The sequence below is a fragment of the Buchnera aphidicola (Nippolachnus piri) genome (genome assembly GCF_039383305.1).
In the GTDB taxonomy this organism is placed as follows: Bacteria; Pseudomonadota; Gammaproteobacteria; order Enterobacterales; family Enterobacteriaceae; genus Buchnera_F; species Buchnera_F aphidicola_AZ.
This window is the reverse complement of the sequence record NZ_CP135009.1, coordinates 217151-239476: the sequence shown is the minus strand read 5'-3', so window position 1 is coordinate 239476 and position 22326 is coordinate 217151. Positions and strand designations below refer to the sequence as shown.

The 22326-nt window shown below is 20.0% G+C and carries 18 protein-coding genes; 7 read left to right on the top strand and 11 right to left on the bottom strand.

Annotated features, from left to right (window positions below; all coding sequences use genetic code 11):
• Positions 1–6: 6 nt before the first annotated feature.
• Both RJT25_RS01035 and htpX read right to left on the bottom strand, forming a co-directional pair.
• Positions 7–1581, bottom strand: a complete 1575-nt coding sequence (locus RJT25_RS01035; protein ID WP_343126376.1) for a TerC family protein — start codon at positions 1579–1581, stop codon at positions 7–9.
• Positions 1582–1690: 109 nt separating this feature from the next.
• Positions 1691–2593 (bottom strand): protease HtpX, encoded by a 903-nt coding sequence (gene htpX, locus RJT25_RS01030; RefSeq protein WP_343126375.1) that lies wholly within the window; start codon positions 2591–2593, stop codon positions 1691–1693.
• Between the two features lie 844 nt (positions 2594–3437).
• Between htpX and pyk the strand changes: the two genes are divergently transcribed.
• Positions 3438–4880 (top strand): pyruvate kinase, encoded by a 1443-nt coding sequence (gene pyk / locus RJT25_RS01025; RefSeq protein ID WP_343126374.1) that lies wholly within the window; start codon positions 3438–3440, stop codon positions 4878–4880.
• A gap of 141 nt (positions 4881–5021) precedes the next feature.
• Here the strand turns inward: pyk and RJT25_RS01020 are convergent, their stop codons facing one another.
• The 5 genes from RJT25_RS01020 to trxB form a co-directional block, all read right to left on the bottom strand.
• Positions 5022–5804 carry a YebC/PmpR family DNA-binding transcriptional regulator gene (locus RJT25_RS01020; protein ID WP_343126373.1) on the bottom strand — a complete coding sequence of 261 codons (783 nt, stop codon included), beginning with the start codon at positions 5802–5804 and terminating at the stop codon, positions 5022–5024.
• 38 nt (positions 5805–5842) lie between these two features.
• Positions 5843–7348: an aspartate--tRNA ligase gene (aspS, locus tag RJT25_RS01015; RefSeq protein WP_343126372.1), complete on the bottom strand. Its 1506-nt coding sequence runs from the start codon at positions 7346–7348 to the stop codon at positions 5843–5845.
• Positions 7294–7548: an OB-fold nucleic acid binding domain-containing protein gene (locus tag RJT25_RS01010; protein ID WP_343126371.1), complete on the bottom strand. Its 255-nt coding sequence runs from the start codon at positions 7546–7548 to the stop codon at positions 7294–7296. Before RJT25_RS01010 ends, aspS begins: the two co-directional genes overlap by 55 nt.
• A gap of 80 nt (positions 7549–7628) precedes the next feature.
• Positions 7629–7844, bottom strand: coding sequence for a translation initiation factor IF-1 (infA, locus tag RJT25_RS01005; protein ID WP_343126370.1), 216 nt, complete (start codon positions 7842–7844; stop codon positions 7629–7631).
• An 80-nt stretch (positions 7845–7924) separates the two neighbouring features.
• The gene (gene trxB, locus RJT25_RS01000; RefSeq protein WP_343126369.1) at positions 7925–8884 is read right to left on the bottom strand and encodes a thioredoxin-disulfide reductase; all 960 of its coding nucleotides are present in this window, start codon (positions 8882–8884) and stop codon (positions 7925–7927) included.
• 353 nt (positions 8885–9237) lie between these two features.
• Between trxB and serS the strand changes: the two genes are divergently transcribed.
• From serS to tpiA, 6 genes are all read left to right on the top strand, one after another.
• On the top strand, positions 9238–10530 hold the full coding sequence (gene serS, locus RJT25_RS00995; protein ID WP_343126368.1) for a serine--tRNA ligase: 1293 nt from the start codon (positions 9238–9240) through the stop codon (positions 10528–10530).
• Positions 10531–10633: 103 nt separating this feature from the next.
• Entirely contained in the window at positions 10634–11719 is a 1086-nt protein-coding gene (gene serC, locus RJT25_RS00990) for a 3-phosphoserine/phosphohydroxythreonine transaminase (protein ID WP_343126367.1), read from the top strand.
• A 41-nt stretch (positions 11720–11760) separates the two neighbouring features.
• Positions 11761–13059, top strand: a complete 1299-nt coding sequence (gene aroA, locus RJT25_RS00985) for a 3-phosphoshikimate 1-carboxyvinyltransferase (protein WP_343126366.1) — start codon at positions 11761–11763, stop codon at positions 13057–13059.
• A gap of 166 nt (positions 13060–13225) precedes the next feature.
• Positions 13226–14902, top strand: coding sequence for a 30S ribosomal protein S1 (rpsA, locus tag RJT25_RS00980; RefSeq protein WP_343126365.1), 1677 nt, complete (start codon positions 13226–13228; stop codon positions 14900–14902).
• 45 nt (positions 14903–14947) lie between these two features.
• Positions 14948–15244, top strand: a complete 297-nt coding sequence (locus RJT25_RS00975; RefSeq protein ID WP_343126364.1) for an integration host factor subunit beta — start codon at positions 14948–14950, stop codon at positions 15242–15244.
• 63 nt (positions 15245–15307) lie between these two features.
• Positions 15308–16072: a triose-phosphate isomerase gene (gene tpiA / locus RJT25_RS00970; RefSeq protein ID WP_343126363.1), complete on the top strand. Its 765-nt coding sequence runs from the start codon at positions 15308–15310 to the stop codon at positions 16070–16072.
• Between the two features lie 224 nt (positions 16073–16296).
• Here tpiA and RJT25_RS00965 read toward each other — a convergent pair whose 3' ends face one another.
• From RJT25_RS00965 to RJT25_RS00950, 4 genes are all read right to left on the bottom strand, one after another.
• On the bottom strand, positions 16297–17205 hold the full coding sequence (locus RJT25_RS00965; RefSeq protein ID WP_343126362.1) for an ATP-dependent 6-phosphofructokinase: 909 nt from the start codon (positions 17203–17205) through the stop codon (positions 16297–16299).
• Positions 17206–17292: 87 nt separating this feature from the next.
• A complete protein-coding gene (gene gpmA, locus RJT25_RS00960) occupies positions 17293–17985 on the bottom strand; it encodes a 2,3-diphosphoglycerate-dependent phosphoglycerate mutase (RefSeq protein ID WP_343126361.1) in 693 nt (230 codons plus the stop codon).
• Between the two features lie 108 nt (positions 17986–18093).
• A complete protein-coding gene (gene sucB / locus RJT25_RS00955; RefSeq protein ID WP_343126360.1) occupies positions 18094–19335 on the bottom strand; it encodes a dihydrolipoyllysine-residue succinyltransferase in 1242 nt (413 codons plus the stop codon).
• Between the two features lie 10 nt (positions 19336–19345).
• Positions 19346–22156, bottom strand: a complete 2811-nt coding sequence (locus RJT25_RS00950; protein WP_343128829.1) for a 2-oxoglutarate dehydrogenase E1 component — start codon at positions 22154–22156, stop codon at positions 19346–19348.
• Between the last annotated feature and the right edge of the window lie 170 nt (positions 22157–22326).

Below are 22326 nucleotides of genomic sequence, written 5' to 3'. Positions count from 1 at the left end.
TTTGTGTTATAAAATAGAATTTAATTTCGTTACTCTGACTAGTTTTATTTGATATTTTGTAGCTTCAATAATTTCAAAACAAAAAGATAAAATATTAATTTTATCACCTGGAATTGGAAATTTTCCAGTTTGAGAAATTAATAAACCTGCTAAAGAAATATAAGTTTCATTTTTTACAAATTGATTAATTTTTAATACTTGTTTTAATGTATATAGATCAGTAGCTCCTTTTACTAATAAACTATTTTTTTCTTGTATAATATCAGGGGTTTCATCTGCATCAGGAAATTCTCCAGCAATAGTTTCTAAAATGTCTACTGGAGTAATTAAACCTAAAATTAATCCAAATTCATTACTAACGATAATTAAACTTCCTTTCGAATGACGTAAAACTCTTAATAATTTAATAGGATCTAAAGTATCAGGAATAATAATAGGAGGAGTTTTTTGCGAAAACGTATATAAATTTGAATTTTTATATATTTCATTTAAAAATTCTTTAGCACGTACTACACCGATAATTTCATCTAATTCGCCTTTACATACTGGAAATAAATTATGAGGAGTATCTAATAATTGATGTTTAATATCATTATTAGAATGATTTAAATTTATCCAAGAAATTTCTCTTCTAGGTGTCATTATACTTCTAATTGATCTATCTGCTAACATTAATACACTTGTTAACATATATTTTTCTTCATCTTTAAATGGTTTTATTAATTTTGGAATTGAAAATATAGAAGTATGATTTTTTTTTTCTATTTTAGTATTTTTATTAGTTTGAAGATAAATTTTTTCTTCGTTTCGAAAAATTAAATTAGAAATAGTTTCAGCAACTCGTACTCTTATAGATTTTTTAGATTGTTGATGTAATAAATTTCTTGTAGCTATTTGATTTAAAAATTCTATACATAAAGAAAAAATCACAATTGAATATAAATATCCTTTTGGAAGTTTTATATTAAAGGATTCTAAAATTAAATTAATACTAATAATAAATAAAAAACTTAAACATAAAATAATAATTGCTCGATGAATTCTTAAAAAATTTGTAATAATTTTAGAAATAAATAACATAAGTATAGTAGAAATAATAATTGCAAAAATCATAAGAAAAATATTATTTACCATTCCAATTGCGGTAATAATAGAATCTATTGAAAAAATAGCATCTAAGACCACAATTTGTATTACAATTACCCAAAATTTTTGAGGAATACTATTTTCTTTTTTTTTTTCATCTAAATTTTTTACACGTTCATATAATTCTATAATAGATTTAAATAATAAAAAAAAACCCCCTAAAAATAAAATTAAATCTCTTATAGAAAATGAAAAAAAATTATTTTTTATAATAATTGTTTCAAAAGAAATAAAAAAAGCAAAAAATAAAAGAACAATAATACGCATAAATAAAGCTAATATTAATCCTGTATATCTTGCTTTTTCTCTTTGATTAAAAGGTAATTTTTCTGATAAAATAGAAATAAAAACAATGTTATCAATTCCTAAAATTAATTCTAAAAAAATTAATGTTATAAGACTAATCAAATTTGATGTATTTAAAAAAAAAAACATTTTTATACTCCAGATATATAAGGGTTTTATATTTATTTTTTTAAATATAATTTATTATATTATAATATCATGTTAAAAATATTATTAAGTAAATTTTCTAAAATATTTTTTATATTATAGATTTTTTATAAAAAATATTATTTTTTAATGCTAAAATTCGATCATCAATTGTAGGATGTGATAAAAATAAATTTAAAAATTTTTTTGTGTTACCATGAATATAGAAAGGTTTTAAATTTGAAATAATATTAGGTTCTACACTTTTTTTTAAAGATAAGAGAGCTGAAATCATGTTTTTTTTCCCTACTATATTAGCGGCTCCAGCATCAGCATAAAATTCTCGTTTTCTAGAAAACCACATAATAATTATGTTAGCTAAAATTCCGAAAGTAAATTCTAATATTAAAGAAATAAAAAAATAAAATATAGAATTAGAAAAAAATAAAAATTTATTTTTTTCAGATTTTTTATTTTTAAATAAAATTTTTTCAAAAATTTTTGCAAAAAAATGAGAAAAAAAAATTATAAAAGTATTTAAAATACTTTGAATTAAAGTCATAGTTAACATATCACCGTTTTCTATATGACACAATTCATGTGCTAAAACAGCTTTAATATTTTTTTTACTCATAGAATTTAATAATCCGGTAGATAAAGCTATTAAAGAATTATTTTTTGAAAATCCAGTTGCAAATGCATTTAAATCAAGAGAATTATAAATAGCAATATCAGGAGTTTTAATTTTCATTAATAGAGATTTTTGATATACATATTTTAAGATCCAATTATTTTTTGAATTATAAGAGTTTTTTAAAATATACCCATTAACTGTTTTTAAAGCAATCCATTTAGATAATAATAAAGAAATAATTGATCCTAAACACCCTAAAATTCCAGAAATTAATAAAATATTTAATATATTATTATGATGTACTCCGATACTATGTAAAATTATACTTAATGTAATATTTATGAAAAAATTAATTACTATAAATAAAAAAATACGTAACATATATTTTTTCTCCTGTAGTTTTATAATTTATATTTTATTATTAAAATTAGATTTTTTTTTATAAAAAATAATATTTTTATACAGTTTTATTTATTAATTTAATTTTAATTTTTTTAAAATTTATATAAAATTTTAATCATTTTAAAAAATTATATATAAAAATTTTTATATTTTTTTTAAAAAAATTAAATTTTTTTTATTTTAATAATAATTATATTTATTATAAAATATATTATTTTTTAGAATTTTAAAAAATAATTTTCAAAAGTAGAGATTTTTAAAAATTTATTTTTTTAAAATTAATGTAGTATAATATTTTTTAAAATATAAAAGTAAAATTTATAAAAATTTTAATTTTAATAATTTTACAATTATTGTAAAATTTTTATTTAGTATTAAAAAATTAAATATTTTTAAATATATTTTTTCAAAAAAAATAATATCTATTTTTTTAAAAATTTTATTTTTATTAAAATTCTTGAAGTTTAATGTATATAATATAAAAAAAATATTTTATAATAAAATTTATAATTTATAAAAAATTAAAAAAATATTATTTTTTATTAATATTGATAAAATTATTTTTTACTATTTATATTTATAATATAATTTTTATATATATAATATGTATTATACAGATTTTAATTTTTTTTTTAAAAAAAATCATAATATAAAAAAATTATATAAAAATTTTATATATCTTTTAAAAAAAATATTTTTTATATATTTTTTTAAAAAAATATTTTTTTTAATAAAATTTCTCTTATATACAATATAAAAATATATTAAGTTTTATATTTTTTTGCTAAACACATTATATTTTTTTAAAATAGGATAATATTTTATGGATTTAAATTTTTTAAGAACAAAAATTATTACAACATTAGGGCCTTCTACTGATTATCCGGGTGTTTTAGAGAATATGATTAAAGCTGGGGCTAATGTTTTTCGTTTAAATTTTTCTCATGGAACACCTGAAGATCATAAAAATCGAGCTTGTGAAATTTTAAAAATTTCTAAAAAATTAGGAATTATAGTGTCTTTATTAGGAGATTTACAAGGTCCTAAAATTAGAATTTCTGGATTTCAAAAAAAAAAAATATTTTTAAAAATTGGAGATATTTTTGTTTTAGATCCGAACATAGAAAAAAATAATGGAACAGAAACTGAAGTTGGAATTAATTATAGCAAATTACCTCAAGAAGTAAAATATAATGATATTTTATTATTAGATGATGGTCGCATTCAATTACAAGTTATTAAAATCTTTAATACAAAAATTATTACTCAAGTATTAATTGGTGGATTTTTGACAAATAATAAAGGATTAAATAAATTAGGAGGTGGTTTATCTGCCGAAGCTTTAACTGAAAAAGATAAAAAAGATATTTTATTAGCTTCTAAAATTCATGTGAATTTTTTAGCAGTTTCCTTTCCTAGAACTTCAAAAGATTTAAAAGTTGCTCGTCAATTATTACAGAATTCTGGTAGTAATGCAAAAATTATAGCTAAAATAGAACGTGCTGAAGCTATTAAAACAGAAAAAAATATTCAAGAAATTATTTTAGAATCTGATGCAATTATGATAGCTCGTGGCGATTTAGGTGTGGAAATTGGAGATACTAAATTAATTTCTATACAAAAAAAATTAATTTCTATGTCTCGTAAATTAAATCGCGCTGTAATTACAGCTACGCAAATGATGGAATCTATGGTTTTTAATTCTTTCCCAACTAGAGCTGAAGTTTCAGATGTTGCTAATGCAGTATTAGATGGTACTGATGCTGTTATGTTATCTGCTGAAACTGCATCAGGAAAATTTCCTATAGAAACTATTCAAAAAATGATTCAGATATGTTATGAAGCAGAAAAAATTCCTAGTATAAGAATTTCGAAACATAGATTACATACTGTATTTAAAGATATTTCAGAAGCTATATTAATGTCTTCAATGTATGCTGCTAATCATTTATTAAACGTTTCAGCAATTATTTTATTAACTAATTCAAGTAAACCTGCTTTGATTGCATCTAGAATTTCAACTTCATTACCAATATTAGTAATTTCTTCTCAAATGTCAGTTTTACAGACTTGTACTTTATATCGAGGTATTATACCTATTTTATTTAATATTACAGAAAAAGAAATATATTTTAAAAATTCTTTAATAAAATTTTTAAAACAAAAAAAATACGTTAAAAAAGAAAGCTTTGTAATTTTAATTCAAGAAAAATATAAAAAAAATACTTATAAAACAATGAATGTTTGTCGTATTCTTAAAGTTTAATTCTTCTTTTAAAAATTTTAAAAATTTTTTTTTAAAAAAAATAAAAAAATATGAAAAATTTTTTTATATTTAAACTGCTTGTTTTTAACAGAAAAAATTCTGGAGAATTCAAGCAATTTTTTTTAAAAAAATTTTTAATTTTTATATTTTAGTAAATGCGTTATGAGAAATATTTTGAATTTCTGGAATTTTTTTTAATTCTTTTAAAAATTTTTTAAATTTTTCTATAGTTAAAGAAATTATTTGATGTTTTTTAAAAGCTATAACTTTAGTATCAGTTTTTAAAATTTTTAAAGAAAATTTTTTAAATTCTTTTTTAATATTTTTAGCATCAAAAGTATTAATAATAATTTTAATTTTTTTAAATGAATTTGTGTCAATATCATATGCATTATTTTCTATAGCTAGATTAATTAAAATTTCTTCATTTTTTTTAGTTTTTTGAAATAAAAAAATAATACATTCTTGAAACAAATATTTAATTTTTAAATAATGAATAAAAAAAAAATTATATTTTTTAAAAATTTTATGAATTTTTGATTGAATATCTAAAATATTTTTAGAAATATAAGAAATTAATATAATTATTCCTTCTTTATTACATCCTGCATATTTGATTTGTTGAATTTTTTTTTTTTTTTCGAAATTCAAAGATCCACGTTGAATAGCTTTTTTTATAGAATTTTTTGAAATATTATTATTAGTAGCTTTGATAATAGCTGCTCTTAAACAAAAATTTATATTAGGATTATTACCATATTTTTTACTTGCACTTGTAATATTTCGTATTAATTTCATAGATTTTTGATTTTTTTTATAATCTTGAGCTGCTTTTCTGTGTTTAGTATTTGACCATTTACTATGTCCTGCCATTTTATTCTCCCGAAAAATATTAATAGATTTTTTTTTAATAAAAACCAACATGTTATTTCGCATGATGGTTTTTGAAAAAAATTTTTTATTTATTCATTTGGAGCTCCAGTTAATAAACAAAGGGCTGAATTAGTTTTAGGAAAAGCTATAACATCTTTAATTGTAGAATTATTAGTTAATAACATAATTATTCGATCTAATCCTAAAGCTATACCAGCATGAGGAGGAGCGCCGTACTGTAAAGCATTTAAAAAAAAATTAAAATTTTTTTCTAAAGAATCTTTACTAATATTTAAAAAATTAAAAATTTTTTTTTGTAACACAGCATCATAAATACGTTGTGATCCTCCACCTATTTCATATCCATTAATTACTAAATCATATGCACTAGAAATAATTTTTAAAACATTTTCTTGAGTGATATTTTCATCAATATTTTTAGGAGCTGTAAAAGGATGATGTACAGATTTTATAGTATTATTACTTAAATCTAAATTAAATAATGGAAAATCTATAATCCATACAGGTTTCCAAATTTTTTCTTTAATTATTTTTAAATCTTTTCCAATTTGCATTCTTAATTTAGATAAAAAATTATTATTAACATATTTTGAGGTTATAGCAAAAAATAAAATATCATTCTGTATACATTTAATAAAAGAAATAATTTTTAAACACATATGATATTTTTTTTTTGTAATTTTTTTTGTATTAAAATTATTAATAATAATTTTTTTTTTCATAACTTTTACAATATAAAAATTATGAATTTTAAATTTTTTAAAAATTTTTTTATAATTTTTAAAATGTTTTTCATTTAATAATAAAACACCTTGAAAAATATGAAGAGAAACTATTCTATCTTGATTTAATAAGAAGTCAAAATTTGAAAAAAAAATATTCCATTTTTTTTTAAAAATTTTTGTAATATTTAAAAATTTTAATGGATTTCTTAAATCTGGTTTATCTGTTGCGTAATATTTTAAACTATTTTTATATGTAATTTTAGGAAAAACTTTTAATTTAAATTTTAAAATTTTTAACCAAATTTTTTTAATTAAAGTTTCGATAAAATCTTGTATTTTTTCTGATGTTATAAAAGAAGCTTCAATATCAATTTGTGTAAATTCAGGTTGTCGATCTGAACGTAAATCTTCATTTCGAAAACATTTTGCAATTTGATAATATTTATCAAAACCAGAAATCATTAATAATTGCTTAAATAATTGAGGAGATTGAGGTAATGCATAATTCTTACCTAAATATTTACTTTTAATTAAAAAATTTTCAGCGCCTTCGGGTGTAGATTTTGTTAAGATAGGTGTTTCAATTTCTAAAAAATTGTTTTTTTCTAAATATTTTCGTGTTAACATTGAAACAATATTTCTAATTTTAAAATTTTCAATCATAAATTTACAACGTAAATCTAAATACCTATATTGAAGTCGGATTTTTTCTTTATTTTTTTTATTATAATCTAAAGGAATTGGAAGTGTTTTATTAAAAATTTTATATTTTTGAGCATGAAGTTCAAAATTTTCTAATTTTTTTTTAACATTTTTTTTTTTTGTACAGTACCTGTAACTTGTATACAAAATTCTTTTTTAATTTTCATAATCAGAGGAAATTTTTTTAAAATTTCTGAATGAAAAACAATTTGAGAAATTCCATATCGATCTTTTAATTGAATAAATAACATATTCCCTAAATTTCTGATATTTTGAACCCATCCACATAAAGTACAAGTTTTTTGAAAATATTTTTTTTTAAATATACCGCATTTTATAGTACGCATTTTTTTCCTTTTTTTTAAATAAATTTTTTTTATAAAAAATATATTTTTGAATTAATTAATATATATAAATGTTATATTTTTTAACGACTTCTAAATATAATACGCCCTTTACTTAAATCATAAGGTGTTAATTCTAAAGTAACTTTATCTCCAGTTAAAATTCTAATATAATTTTTTCTCATTTTCCCTGAAATATGTGCAATTACTATATGTTTATTTTCTAATTCTACTCGAAACATAGTATTTGGAAGTGTATCGATTACTATACCTTGCATTTCAATATTTTCTTCTTTCATATTTTATCTTCTTTTAAAATTTTTAGAAATTTTTTAATTTTTTTAAAAAATATATTTTTAAAAAAAATTTAAAAAACGTTTTATTTTATATGTAAATATTTTTCAACATCCATAGCAGCTTGACAACCATTAGCTGCTGCAGTAATTGCTTGTTTATAAACATTATCAACTACATCTCCAGCAGCAAATATTCCTGGATAATTTGTTTCAGTAGTAAAAAATTTTGATTTCTTGTTTAAAATAATGTAACCATTAGAATCAATATGTAACAAATTTTTAAAAATTTGAGTATTGGGTATATAACCAATTGATACAAACAATCCAAAAATTTTTAAAATTTGATTATTTTTTTCTATAACAGATTGAATTTTAATTCCAGATACACCAGAGTTATCTCCTAAAATTTTTTTAAGTATGAAGGGCTGAAAAATAATAATTTTTTTAGAAATACATTTTTCCATTAAACGTTTAATTAAAATTTTTTCGGCCCGAAAAGTATTTTGACGATGTATTAAATATACAATTTTAGAAATTTTAGATAAATATAATGCATTTTCAATTGCAGTATTACCTCCACCAATCACAGCCACAGGTTTATTTTTATAAAAATATCCATCACAAATAGCGCAAGTAGATACACCTTTACCTAAATATTTTTTTTCAGTAGAAATATTTAATGAACGAGCTATAGCTCCAGTAGCAATAATAATCGAATCTGAAAAATATTGATTATTTTTTGTTAAAACAATAAATTTTTTTTTTTTTGTTAAAATTTTAAGTATTGTATCGTTTATAATTTTTATATGTAAATTTTTTACTTGTTTTTTCATATTTGTCATTAATTCTTGACCACTAATAAAATTGAATTGACCGGGCCAATTTTCAATAGAAGAAGTATTTAATAATTGTCCACCAGGATTAGGACCTTCAAAAAGAATAGTAGAAATATTAGCTCTGGCAGCATATAAACCAGCAGTATATCCAGCAGGACCAGATCCTATAATAATTAATTTAACATTTAAAAAAACTTTTTTTTTCATATACAAAACCCTTTTTATTTTTTATATAATATATATTTTTATATTTTTTAAAATAATAATTAAAAAATTAATAAAAATATAATATTTTTTTTCTTTTTATATAATAAAAGTATAAACTATTTTATTTAATAAAATATTTATTTTATAAAAATTTTTATTTTTAAAATATAAAATATTTTAAAAATTTTTTAAAAATATAATATTTAAAAAATTTAATATAATATTGAATTTTTTCATATATACTTTTTATTAAAAAATAAAAAAATTTTCTATACAATCTTTTTTTTATAAAATTAAAAATTTTAAAAAAAAATAAGATAATTTTAAAAACATATTATAAGATCATTATTTTTATGCTAAATTATACTCTTTTAAAAAAAAAATATTTTTTTTTTAAAAAAAAATTAGAATACAAAAATTTTTTTTTAGATGTAAAAAAATTACAAAAATTAGAAAAAAAAAGAAAAAAATATCAAATTTTAAGTGAAAAAACACAAGAACAACGAAAAAAATTATCAAAATATTTAATATATTATAAAAATTTATATTTTAATTATGAATTTATTTTAAATAAATTAATTTTTTTTAAAAAACTTTCTCAAAAATTTAACAAAAAATTAAAAAATATTCAAATAAAAATTTATAATTTTTTAATATATATACCGAATATTCCTGATAATGATGTTCCAATAGGTAAATTTCCAAAAAATAATCAAAAAATTTATCAATGGGGATCTCCTAAAAAATTTAATTTTTTAATTAAAGATTATATCTCTTTAGGGCAACAATTAAAAGGTTTAGATTGGAGTAGTTCTTCGTTAATTTCTGGTTCAGGTTTTGTTGTCATGAATGGTTCAATTGCTTTATTACATCGAGCATTAGGACAATTTATGTTAGATATTCATACTAAAGTACATGGATATGTTGAAACTTATATTCCAAATTTAGTAAATGAAAAATCTATTTTTGGGACAGGACAATTACCAAAATTTAAAAATGAATTATTTCATACTTTTTTAAAAAATGAAAAAAAAAAAAATAAATATTTTTTAATTCCAACTTCTGAAGTACCGTTAACTAATTTAATACGTAATACCATTTTAAAAGAAAATATTTTACCATTAAAATTTACAGCATTAAGTTCTTGTTTTCGAGCAGAAAATTTAGCATATGGAAAAAAAAATAGAGGTTTGATACGCAATTATCAATTTGAAAAAGTAGAAATTATACAAATTGTAAAACCTGAAAATTCTCATAAAACATTAGAAATTTTAACTATGCATGCTGAAAAAATTTTAAAATTATTAAAATTGCCATACCAAAAAATTTTATTATGTACAGGAGATTTAGGATTTGCTTCACAAAAAACTTATGATTTAGAAGTATGGTTTCCATCACAAAATACATATTTAGAAATTTCTTCTTGTTCTTTAATGGGAGATTTTCAAACTAGAAGAATTAATTCACGTTATTATGATAAAAAATTTAAAAAAAATATTTTTTTACATACTTTAAATGGTTCCGGATTAGCACTAGGAAGAACTTTAGCAGCTATTTTAGAAAATTATCAATGTTCTAATGGACGTATTAAAGTACCTAAAATTTTACAAACTCCATATATGCACGGCATGACATTTTTAGAATAATATTAATAGAAATTTTAAAAAAAATGTTTATCGGCATCTTAATAAAAATGCCGATATTTATTATTTTTAAAAAATTAAATAAATTTTAAATAGCGAATATTTTATGAAAATTTATAATTTTAATCCAGGACCATCAGTTCTTCCTAAAGAAATTTTATTAAAACTTCAAAAAAATTTTCAAAATTACAAAAATAATAATTTTTCAATTTTAGAAATTAGTCATCGAAGTAAATATTTTATTAATTATGCTGAAATAGTAGAAAAAGATTTAAGAGATTTATTAAATATTCCACAAGAATACAATATTTTATTTAGTCAAGGAGGTGCTAGAGGTCAATTTTCTGCTATTCCTTTAAATTTATTAAAAAAATATGAAAAAGCTGATTATATAAATAGTGGTTTTTGGTCTTATGCTTCTTTTTTAGAAGCTAAAAAATTTTGTCATCCTAAAGTAATTAATATAAAATATTTAAATAATAAAAATTATCAAAGTTTAAAACCTATGAAAGATTGGAAAATTCATTTAGATAGTAAATATATACATTATTGTCCAAATGAAACTATTGAAGGAATTAGTATTTTCGAAGAACCTATATTTTCAAATAAAATAATAATTGGAGATTTTTCTTCAACAATTTTATCTAAAAAAATTAATATTAAAAAATATGGTATGATTTATGCTAGTGCACAAAAAAATATAGGTCCAGCTGGTTTAACAATAATAATTATTAGAAAAGATTTAGTTTTAAAAACTAAACAAAAAATACCTTCGATCTTAAATTATAAAATTTTATCTAAAACAAAATCTATGTTTAATACGCCTCCCATCTTTTGTTGGTATGTTGCTGGTTTAATGTTTAAATGGTTAAAAAAAAAAGGAGGAATTCTAAAAATTGAAAAAAAAAATATTTTAAAATCTAAAATGTTATATGAATATATTGATTCTACTGAATTTTATTATAATTTAGTCAATATTCAAAATCGTTCATTAATGAATATAACTTTTTTTTTAAAAATTAATACTTTAACAATTATTTTTCTAAAAAAAGCCGAAAAAAAAGGTTTATATGGATTAAAAGGACATTTTATACATGGAGGTATTAGAGCATCTATTTATAATTCTATGCCTAAAAAAGGTATTATTTCATTAATAAAATTTATGAAATATTTTGAAAAAAAATTTGGTTAAAAATATTTTTTAAAAAAAATAAAATATAAGGTAATAAAATTATGAAAAAAAAATTATGTTTACCTCCTATAAATTTTGTTTCTGGTGAAATATTTTTACCTGGTTCTAAAAGTATTTCTAATCGTGTTTTATTATTATCGGCTTTATCTTCAGGTACTACAATTCTAAAAAATATTTTATATAGTGATGATGTTAAATACATGTTATCTGCATTAAAAAAATTAGGTATTGTTTATAAATTAACTAAACAAAATACTGAATGTCAAATTTCTGGTTCTTTAAAAAAATTTATAAAACAAAAAAATAAAATTTTATATTTAGGAAATGCGGGAACTGCCATGAGGCCTTTAACTGCTATTTTATCTTTAAATAATAAAAATATTATTCTAACTGGCGATTTACAAATGCAAAAAAGACCTATTAATCATTTAGTAGATGCATTACGCCAAGGAGGTGTGAATATTCAATATTTAAAAAATATTAATTATCCTCCTATTCAAATTACAGGAAATTTTATTGGTGGAATAATTAAAGTAAACGGAACAATTTCAAGTCAATTTTTAAGTTCATTATTACTTATGGCTCCTTTAGCTCCTAAAGAAACAAATATTTTTATTAAAGGAAATTTAGTTTCTAAACCATATATTGATTTAACAATAAAATTAATTAAAAAATTTGGTGTTAAAATTAAAATTTTAAAAAATTATATACATTTTCAAATTTCTGGAAATCAAATATACAAAACTCCTAAAAAATACTTTATAGAAGGAGATGCTACTTCTGCTACATATTTTTTAGCTGCAGCTGCTATTAAAGGGGGAACTGTTACTGTTCATGGACTCCCTAAAAATAGTATTCAAGGAGACAAAAATTTTTATAAAGTTTTAAAAAAAATGGGAGCAAATATTCGATGGGAAAATAACTCAATAATTTGTACACGTAATTTTTTAACTGGAATAACAATAGATTTAAATGATATGCCAGATGCAGCAATGACAATAGCTATTTTAGGGGTATTTACAGATACTCCTGTTAAAATTTTAAACATATATAATTGGCGAGTAAAAGAAACAGATAGATTAAAAGCAATGAGTACAGAATTAAAAAAAATAGGAGCAAAAGTAATTGAAGGAAAAGATTTTTTATATATATCACGTCCAAAGAAAATTTTTTCTTCCGAAATTGAAACTTATAACGATCATCGAATTGCCATGTGTTTTTCATTAATTGCATTAGCAGAAATCAAAATTATCATCTTGAATCCTCAATGTGTAAATAAAACTTTTCCAAAATTTTTTAAAAAATTTTCTACTTTATATCAAAAGAAAAAAATTTTATAAAAAAAAATAAAAAAATTTAAAATTCATTTTTTAATATGTTAATCTATTATTATTTCAAAAATTTTAGAAAAATTTTTATAAGAAGGATTCTTATAACATTATTTCATCCTCTAAAATAATATGGATATTATTTAGAAAAATATTAAAAAATTTAAAAGTATATATTATGACACTTTCTTTTGATCAATTATTTAAGAAATCTTTAAAAAATATTCAAACTCGTCCTGGTTCTATTATTCCTGGAGTAATTTTATCTATAGAAAAAGATACTGTTTTAGTCGACGCTGGTTTAAAATCAGAATCTTGGATTCCTATTGAACAATTTAAAAATACTCAAGGTCACTTAGAAATTAAAATTGGAGATGTTGTAGATGTTTCTTTAGATGCTATTGAAGATGGTTTCGGGGAAACAGCATTATCTCGAGATAAAGCTAAAAGACACGAATCATGGTTATGTTTAGAAGATGCATATGAAAAAAAATCTATAGTATTAGGTGTGATTAATGGAAAAGTCAAAGGAGGTTTTACAGTTGAATTAAATGATATTAGAGCTTTTTTACCTGGTTCTTTAGTAGATATTCGTCCTATAAGAGAAACTCATCATTTAGAAGGTAAAGAATTAGAATTTCGAGTTATTAAATTAGATCAAAAAAGAAATAATGTAGTAGTCTCAAGACGTGCTGTTATAGAATGCGAAAATAGTATAGAACGTTTAGAGCTATTAAAAAATTTACAAGAAGGTATGATTATTAAAGGTATTGTAAAAAATTTAACTGATTATGGCGCATTTATTGACTTAGGTGGTGTTGATGGTTTATTACATATTACAGATATGGCTTGGAAACGCGTTAAACATCCTAGTGAAATTGTAAATATAGGTGATGATATTCAAATTAAAGTATTAAAATTTGATAAAGAAAAAACACGTGTTTCTTTAGGATTAAAACAATTAGGTATTGATCCTTGGATTAATCTTTCAAAAAAATATCCTTTAGGATTAAAAGTAAATGGAAAAGTAACAAATTTAACTGATTACGGTTGTTTTGTAGAATTAGAAGAAGGAGTTGAAGGGTTAGTACATGTTTCTGAAATGGATTGGACTAATAAAAATATTCATCCTTCTAAAGTAGTGAAAACCCAAGAAAAAGTACAAGTAACAGTATTAGATATTGATGAAGAAAGACGAAGAATCTCTTTAGGAATTAAGCAATGCAAAAAAAATCCTTGGAAAGAATTTTCAGAAAAATATAAAAAAGGACACAAAGTTTCCGGAAGAATTAAATCTATTACAGATTTTGGAATTTTTATAGGATTAGAAGGTGGAATCGATGGTCTAGTACATTTATCAGATATTTCTTGGGGAAAAATTAATGATTCTATTATTAAAAAATATAAAAAAGGTGATGAAATTTATGCTATTGTTCTACAAGTCGATTCTGAAAGAGAAAGAATTTCTTTAGGTATTAAACAATTAAAAGAAGATCCATTTAATATTTTTTTATTAAAAAATAAAAAAAATACAATTATTAATGGAATTATTTTAAAAATTACAGAAAAAATTATAATAATTAATTTAGAAAAAAATCTTGAAGGACATATAAAAATTTTAGATATGTCAGCTTTTTTAATTTTAAATAAACAAGAAAAATATAAAATTGGAGATACTATTCAAACTAAACTTATAGGATTTGATCGAAAAAATAGAATTATTCATTTATCTTTACTTTTAAAAAAAAATAAAATTATTAAAGAAAAAGTTTTAAAAAATATTACAAATAATTCTAAAAATGATGTTTCAAACGTTATGACTATAGCATTTAAAGAAGCTCATAATACAGAATAATTTTTTTAAAAAAAATATATTTTTTATAAATTGGAAAATTTTATAATGACAAAGTCTGAATTATTTGAACGTATATCAATACAAAAAACATATATTTTATCTAAAAATATTGAAAAAATTGTAAAAAATATTTTAGAATATATGTCTCAATCTTTAGAAACTGGAAAAAGAATTGAAATTAGAGGTTTTGGGAGTTTTTCTTTACATTATCGATATGCGCGTATCGGAAGAAATCCTAAAACTGGGGAAAAAGTTAATTTAAAAGGAAAATATGTACCTCATTTTAAACCAGGAAAACAATTACGTGAACGTATTAATATTGCATATCAAAAAATGAAATAATTTTTTGTTTTTTATGTTTTAAAAATTTTTTTTAAGAAACATTATATAAGGAATTTTAAAAAAATGATTAAACCCATAATTATGGGAAATTGGAAATTAAATGGTAGTAAAAAATTTATTCAAAATATTTTACATACATTAAACCAATTTTTAATTAAATATTATAATATTTGTACTGTAATTATTTCTCCTCCTATTTTATATGCTAATTTTATACAACAAACATTATTAGATAATCAACAAAATTTTTTTTTAGGTGCTCAAAATGTAGATATTCATTTTTCAGGACCTTTTACAGGAGAAATTTCTCCAATTATGTTAAAAGATATAGGGATTTCATATGTAATAGTAGGGCATTCTGAAAGACGACTATATCATCAAGAAAATAATGAAATTATTGCAAAAAAATTTAAAATTTTAAAAGAAGAAAATTTAATACCTATTTTATGTATTGGAGAAACAAAAAAAGAAAAAATTTTAAATCAAACTAAAGAAGTTTGTAAAAAACAAATTGACATAATTTTTAAATTATGCGGTGAAAGCGCTTTTAATAATACAATTATTGCTTATGAACCTATTTGGGCTATTGGTTCTAATCATTCAGCATCCCCTAAGGAAGTACAAATTATTTGTCATTTTATAAGAAATTATATTAAAAGTAAATCAAATCAAGTTTTAAAGAATTTCTTTATACAATATGGAGGTTCTGTTACAAAAAATAATGCAAAAACTTTAATATATCAAAAAGATATTGATGGATTTTTAATTGGAGGAGCATCATTACAATTAGAAGAATTTATAAAAATTATTGAAATTTCTAATATGTAAAAAATTTAAATAAAATAAAATAAAATTTTGAAAAAAGTTTTTTATTTTTATATTTATAAAAATTTAAAGAAAATTCTAATATTATTTCTCTTCTAAAAAATTTTTTAGAAGAAAAATAATATTTTAATTATTAATAATATTTTTTTTAAAAAAAATTAAAAATATTTAAATAATAAATATAAAAAAATTTTATAAAAAATAATTTTAAAAATAATTATAATTTTTTATTTTATAAAATCTTTAATATTTTGATGTATAATTTGATTATTTTTAATCCCTATACAAACACCTGATATTCCTTGAAATAAAATTTTCATAGCATAAATTGCCATACGTGCGGCTAAAATACGATCATATGCAATAGGAATTCCTCCTCTTTGTATATGCCCCAATATAACTGCTCTAGTTTCTTTATTAGTATTAATTTGAATATATTGAGCTAATAATGAAATATTACAAATATATTCCGTAATAATTATAATAAAACTTTTTTGACCATTTTTTAAATTTTTTAAAATTTTTTTTAATAATTTTTTTTTTTTAAAATTAATGGTAGGTAGAATTACAAAATCGCAATTACATGCAATAGACGCAGATACAGCTAAATCCCCACAATAACGTCCCATAACTTCAATTATCATAATTCTTTGATGAGAATATGCTGTATCTTTTATTTTATCTATAGCATCTACAATATTTTGTAATGCTGTATGATATCCAATCGTATAGTCAGTGCCTATTACATCATTATCTATAGTTCCAGGAATACCTAAACAAGGAAGACCCATTTCGGTCAAATATTTTATACCTTTATATGATCCATTACCTCCAATTATTATTAATGCTTCTATTTTTTTTTTTTTTATATTCTTTAATGCTTTTATACGAATTTTTTTTTTTTTAAATTCAGGAAATCGAGAAGAACCTAAAATAGTTCCTCCTTGTGTCATAATTCTTGTTACAATTTTTTTGTTCAAAATAATAAAATTATTTTTTAATAATCCTGCATATCCATTATAAATACCAATTATTTCGATTTTTTTTAAAATAGAAGTATGTACAACAGTTCTAATTACTGCATTCATACCCGGAGAATCACCTCCACTAGTTAAAATACCAATTTTTTTAAACATAATAAAAATATATTTCCATAATTTAAAATATTAAATTTTCTATTTTTAAAAAAAAAATTTTAAAAAATTTAGAAAAAATAAAAATAATTAAAGGTAAGAATATTTTAAAGGAATAAAATTATTTGAAAATTCATATATAATAGGTTTTCCTGTTGGAATCTCAAAATTTAAAATTTCAACATCAGTCATATTATTTAAATATTTTATTAAAGCTCTTAAAGAATTTCCATGAGCTACTATTAAAATATTTTTTTTTTTTTTTAATTCAGGAAAAATAAAATCTTTCCAACATTGCTGTACTCTTTTTAAAGTCATTTCTAAACTTTCTGACAAAGGTAATTGTTTTTTTTTTAAAAAAAAATACTTTTTATCATATCCTGGATAACGTAAATCTTCTTGCGTTAATTTAGGAGGTAAACTTTTAAAACTTCTTCTCCATAACTGTATTTGCTTATCACCATATTTTTTTAATATATTTTCTTTATTTAATCCTTCTAATGCACCATAATTCCTTTCATTAAGTTTCCAATGATTTTGAATAGGAATCCATGATTGATTAAGATATTTTAAAATAATCCATAAAGTATGAATAGCTCGTTTTAATACTGAAGTATAAGAAATTTCAAAAAAAATTTTTTTTTGAAAAATTTTTTGTGCAGCTAAATATGCTTCTTTTTTACCATTTTTAGATAAGTCTACATCTTGCCAACCAGTAAATTGATTCAATTGATTCCATTTACTTTCTCCATGTCGAATTAAAACTATTATGTTTTTTTTCATTTTTTTTTTTTTTCCTTTTATAAAAAATAATTCTATAATTTTATATTATACGAAAATACTATACATAAAAAATTTTTCTAATACATTAAAAAAAAATTTTATAAAAAACTATATATTTAAATTAATTCTTGAAAAATTTTCTAAAATTTCAATGACATATTTTAAAAATTGTATTGCTTGTTGCCCATCAATTATTTGATGATCATATGTTAAAGATAAATACATCATAGGTTGAATTAAAATTTGATCTTGTAATACAATAGGTCGTTTTAAAATATTATGCATCCCTAAAATAGCAGATTGAGGAGGATTAATAATTGGAGTTGATAATAGAGAACCAAAAATTCCTCCATTTGTAATAGTAAAAGTTCCATTTTGTAAATCTTCTAATTTTAATGTTCCTTTTTCTCCAATTTTTGAAAAATATTTAATTTTTTTCTCAATATCTACCATATTCATATTTTGAGTATTTTTTAAAACTGGTGTTAAAAGACCTCTAGATGTAGATACAGCAATACTAATATTATAAAATTTATAATAAATAATATTATTGTCTTCTTTCGATGAATTTATAATAGGAAATTTTTTTAATGCTTCTGTTACAGCTTGAACAAAAAACGACATATAACCTAAACGAATATTATATTTTTTTTTAAAAAATTTAAAATATTCAGTACGTATTTTAATAATAGATGTCATATTAACCTCATTAAATGTAGTTAACATAACAGTATTTTTTTGAGTAAATAATAATCTTTCTGCAATTTTTTGACGAATAGGGCTCATTGAAATTTTTTTAATATTTTTTTTTTCTGATTTTTTAAATATATTATCATTTTTATTATTTTCTAAAATATTTATTTTTTTTATAGGAATATGACTCTTATTATTTATTTTAAAAGATTGTGTATTTTCATTTTTTTCTTTAAAATTAATATTATCATTTTTGTTATTTTCCTCAGAAAATAATTCAATTTTTTGTAAACGTCTTTGAAAAGGAGATAAATGCAAAGAAGAAATTAATTTATTTTTTTTTATATTTTTTTTTCTTTTAATTTTTTTATGAGAAAAATTTAAAAAATTATCTTCATTTTTAGCAATAGATTTAGGAAATTTCTGTATTATACCTAAAATTATTTTAGATTGTATTACATCTCCTTGAGAAAAAAATTTTTTTATTAATATTCCTGAAACTGGAGCTACTACTTCTAAAATAATTTTATCAGTTTCAATTTCAACTAAAATTTCATCTATTTTAACTTTTTCTCCACATTTTTTATTCCACTTTAAAATAATAGCTGTACTAACAGATTCTGGTAATTCAGGAGCTAAAAATTGTATATTTTTCATAAAATTTATCCTATTTCAAAATTGTTGCAAAAGCTTTTTCTATAATTTTTTTTTGTTTAATTAAATGTAAATTATAAGAGCCTTCCGAAGTAGAAGCAAATTTTGAACGTCCTATATAATATAAAACAATTTTTTTTAAAAAAAAATGTAAATATTTATGAAAAGAATAAAAAAAATATGTCCAACAACCTTGATTTTCAGGTTCCTCTTGACACCAAATACATTCTTTTAAAGAAGTACATTTCTTTAAGATTTTTTTAATTTTTTTTGTTGGAAAAGGATAAAGTTGCTCTAAACGTATTAATAAAATATTTGTAAATTTTAAAGATAAATGTTTTTTTTTTAATTCATAATAAATTTTTCCAGCACAAAAAATAATTCTTGTAATCAAAATATTTTTATAAAGAAATTTTTTATATAAAATTTTAGAAAATTTTTTTTTTAAAAAATCTTCTAATGTAGAGAAAGTATAATAATTTCTTAATAGAGATTTGGGTGTAAAAATAATTAATGGTCTTTTAGAATTACTAATTCCATATTCACATAATAAATGATACATTTGAGAAGCAGTCGTTGGAATACAAATTTTCATATTTTTTTGAGCACATAATTGTAAAAAACGTTCAATACGTGCCGAAGAATGCTCAGGCCCTTGTCCATCATATCCATGTGGTAACAATAAAATTAATGAAGATTCGTTTCCCCATTTTTGAAATCCTGAAGCAATAAATTGATCTATTACAATTTGAGCTCCATTACAAAAATCTCCAAATTGAGCTTCCCAAACAGTTAAAAATTTATAAGGTTGTATAGAATATCCATATTCAAATGCTAAAGCTGCTTCTTCTGATAAAACAGAATCCCAAATTTCAAAAAATACAGAAGATTTTAAATTATTCTTTAAAGGAATATATATTGTATTATTTTTTTGGCAATGTAATAAAGCATGACGATGTGAAAAGGTTCCTCGACTTACATCTTGCCCTGTAATTCTACAGGAAATTCCTAATTTTAATAATGTTGCATATGCTAAATTTTCTGCTGCTCCCCAATCAAATTTGTTTTTTTCGTAAATCATAGAAATACGTTGTAAAAAAATTTTTTTTACTTGAGGATGCAATATAAAATCTTTAGGAATAGTAAAAATTTTTAATCCTAATTTTTGGAATGATATTTTAGAAAATCTATATGATTTTTTTTTTTTTTTTTGTATCATATTATATATTTCTAAATTTTTATTATTATTTTTAGATTGAGCTTCTAAAAAAGCTTGATTTAATTTTTTTTTATAATCATTTAAAAATTTTTTAAAGTGTATTTCATATTTAATATTTTCAAAAATTAATTTTTTTTTCCAAATTTCCATTATAGATTTTAATTTTTTAATTTGAGAATACATTAATGGTTGTGTAACATTAGGATCTTCTGCTTCATTATGCCCTAAACGACGATAACATACTAAATCAATAAAAACATCTTTTTTAAAAATCATACGAAATTTTAATGCTAATGTAATTACAAAAATTACTGATTTAGGATCATTTGCATTAACGTGAAAAATAGGAGAATCAATCATTTTAGCTATATCTGTACAATAAAAACTTGATCGTAATAAATTGATATTAGAAGTCGTAAACCCAATTTGATTATTAATGATAATATGTATACTTCCAGAAACAGTATACCCTAATACTTGAGACATGTTTAAAGTTTCTTGTACTACACCTTGACCTGTAAAAGCAGAATCTCCATGAATAATAATTGGTAATACAGTATTATTATTATTTTTTAAATTTAAAAAATTAATAGCTGCTCTACAACTTCCTAACACCACAGGAGTAATAATTTCTAAATGAGAAGGATTAGGTAACAAAAATAATTCAATATTAGAACATTGATTAAAAATTTTTTTTTTTATTCCTAAATGATATTTTACATCACCTGTAATTTCAGTATTTTCTAAATTTCCAAAAAATTTTTTAAAAATATTTGTTAAATTTTCTTTAAAAATATTATGCATTACGTTTAATCGGCCACGATGTGTCATACCTAAAAATATTTTTTGAATATTATACTTAAAAGAATCTTTAAAAATTTTTTTTAATAAAGGAATTAAAATTTCACATCCTTCTAAAGAAAATCTTTTACTACCAGGAAATTTTTGATGAATAAATTTTTCAAATGTTTCAGCAAATATTAAATTTTTTAATATTTTTTTTTTTTCTGATTTGTTAAAAGAATATTTTAAAAATTTTTCTTCAATGTATTTTTCTAACCAAATAATTTCTTTTTTATCTTTTAAATGTTTAAATTCATAACCAATATTTTTACAATATTTTTTTTTAAAAAAATAATATATATCTTGAAAAGTATTTTTTTTTTTTTTAAAATGTAAAAAATTTTCTGAAATTAAAATTTTTAAATCTTTTTTATATAATTTGTAATAAGACAAATTTAATTCAGGAATAGTATTTTTTGTTTTAATATCTAAAGGATTGAGATTAGAATGATAATGACCGTATTTTTTTATATTCTCAAAAAATTTCAAAAAATTTTCTGAAATAATTTTTTTTTTAGGATATTTTATAAAATTTTCATTTTTTTTTTTAAAAATTGAAGAAGTAAGAAATTTTTTAGCATTTTCAGATTGAGAAAAAAAAGAAGTTGAATTTAATAATTCAAAAATTTTTTTTTCAAAATTTTTATCTATATATTGATGAATATTATTAGAATTAATAAAAAATAAATTATATAATGATTCTAAAAAATTTTGATTATCACTATATAACCAATTTTCTTGAAAAATATTATTTTTTTTCATAAATAACCTAAATTATATATTAATGAATATTTATAATTTTTAAAATATTTGTAGATTAACATTATATAAAAATTTTAAACTAAATATTTAAAATTAATATAAAAATTTTTATTTTTTATAAAGTTTTTAAAATTAAAATTTTTTATAATATTTATGTTTAACGTTTTAAA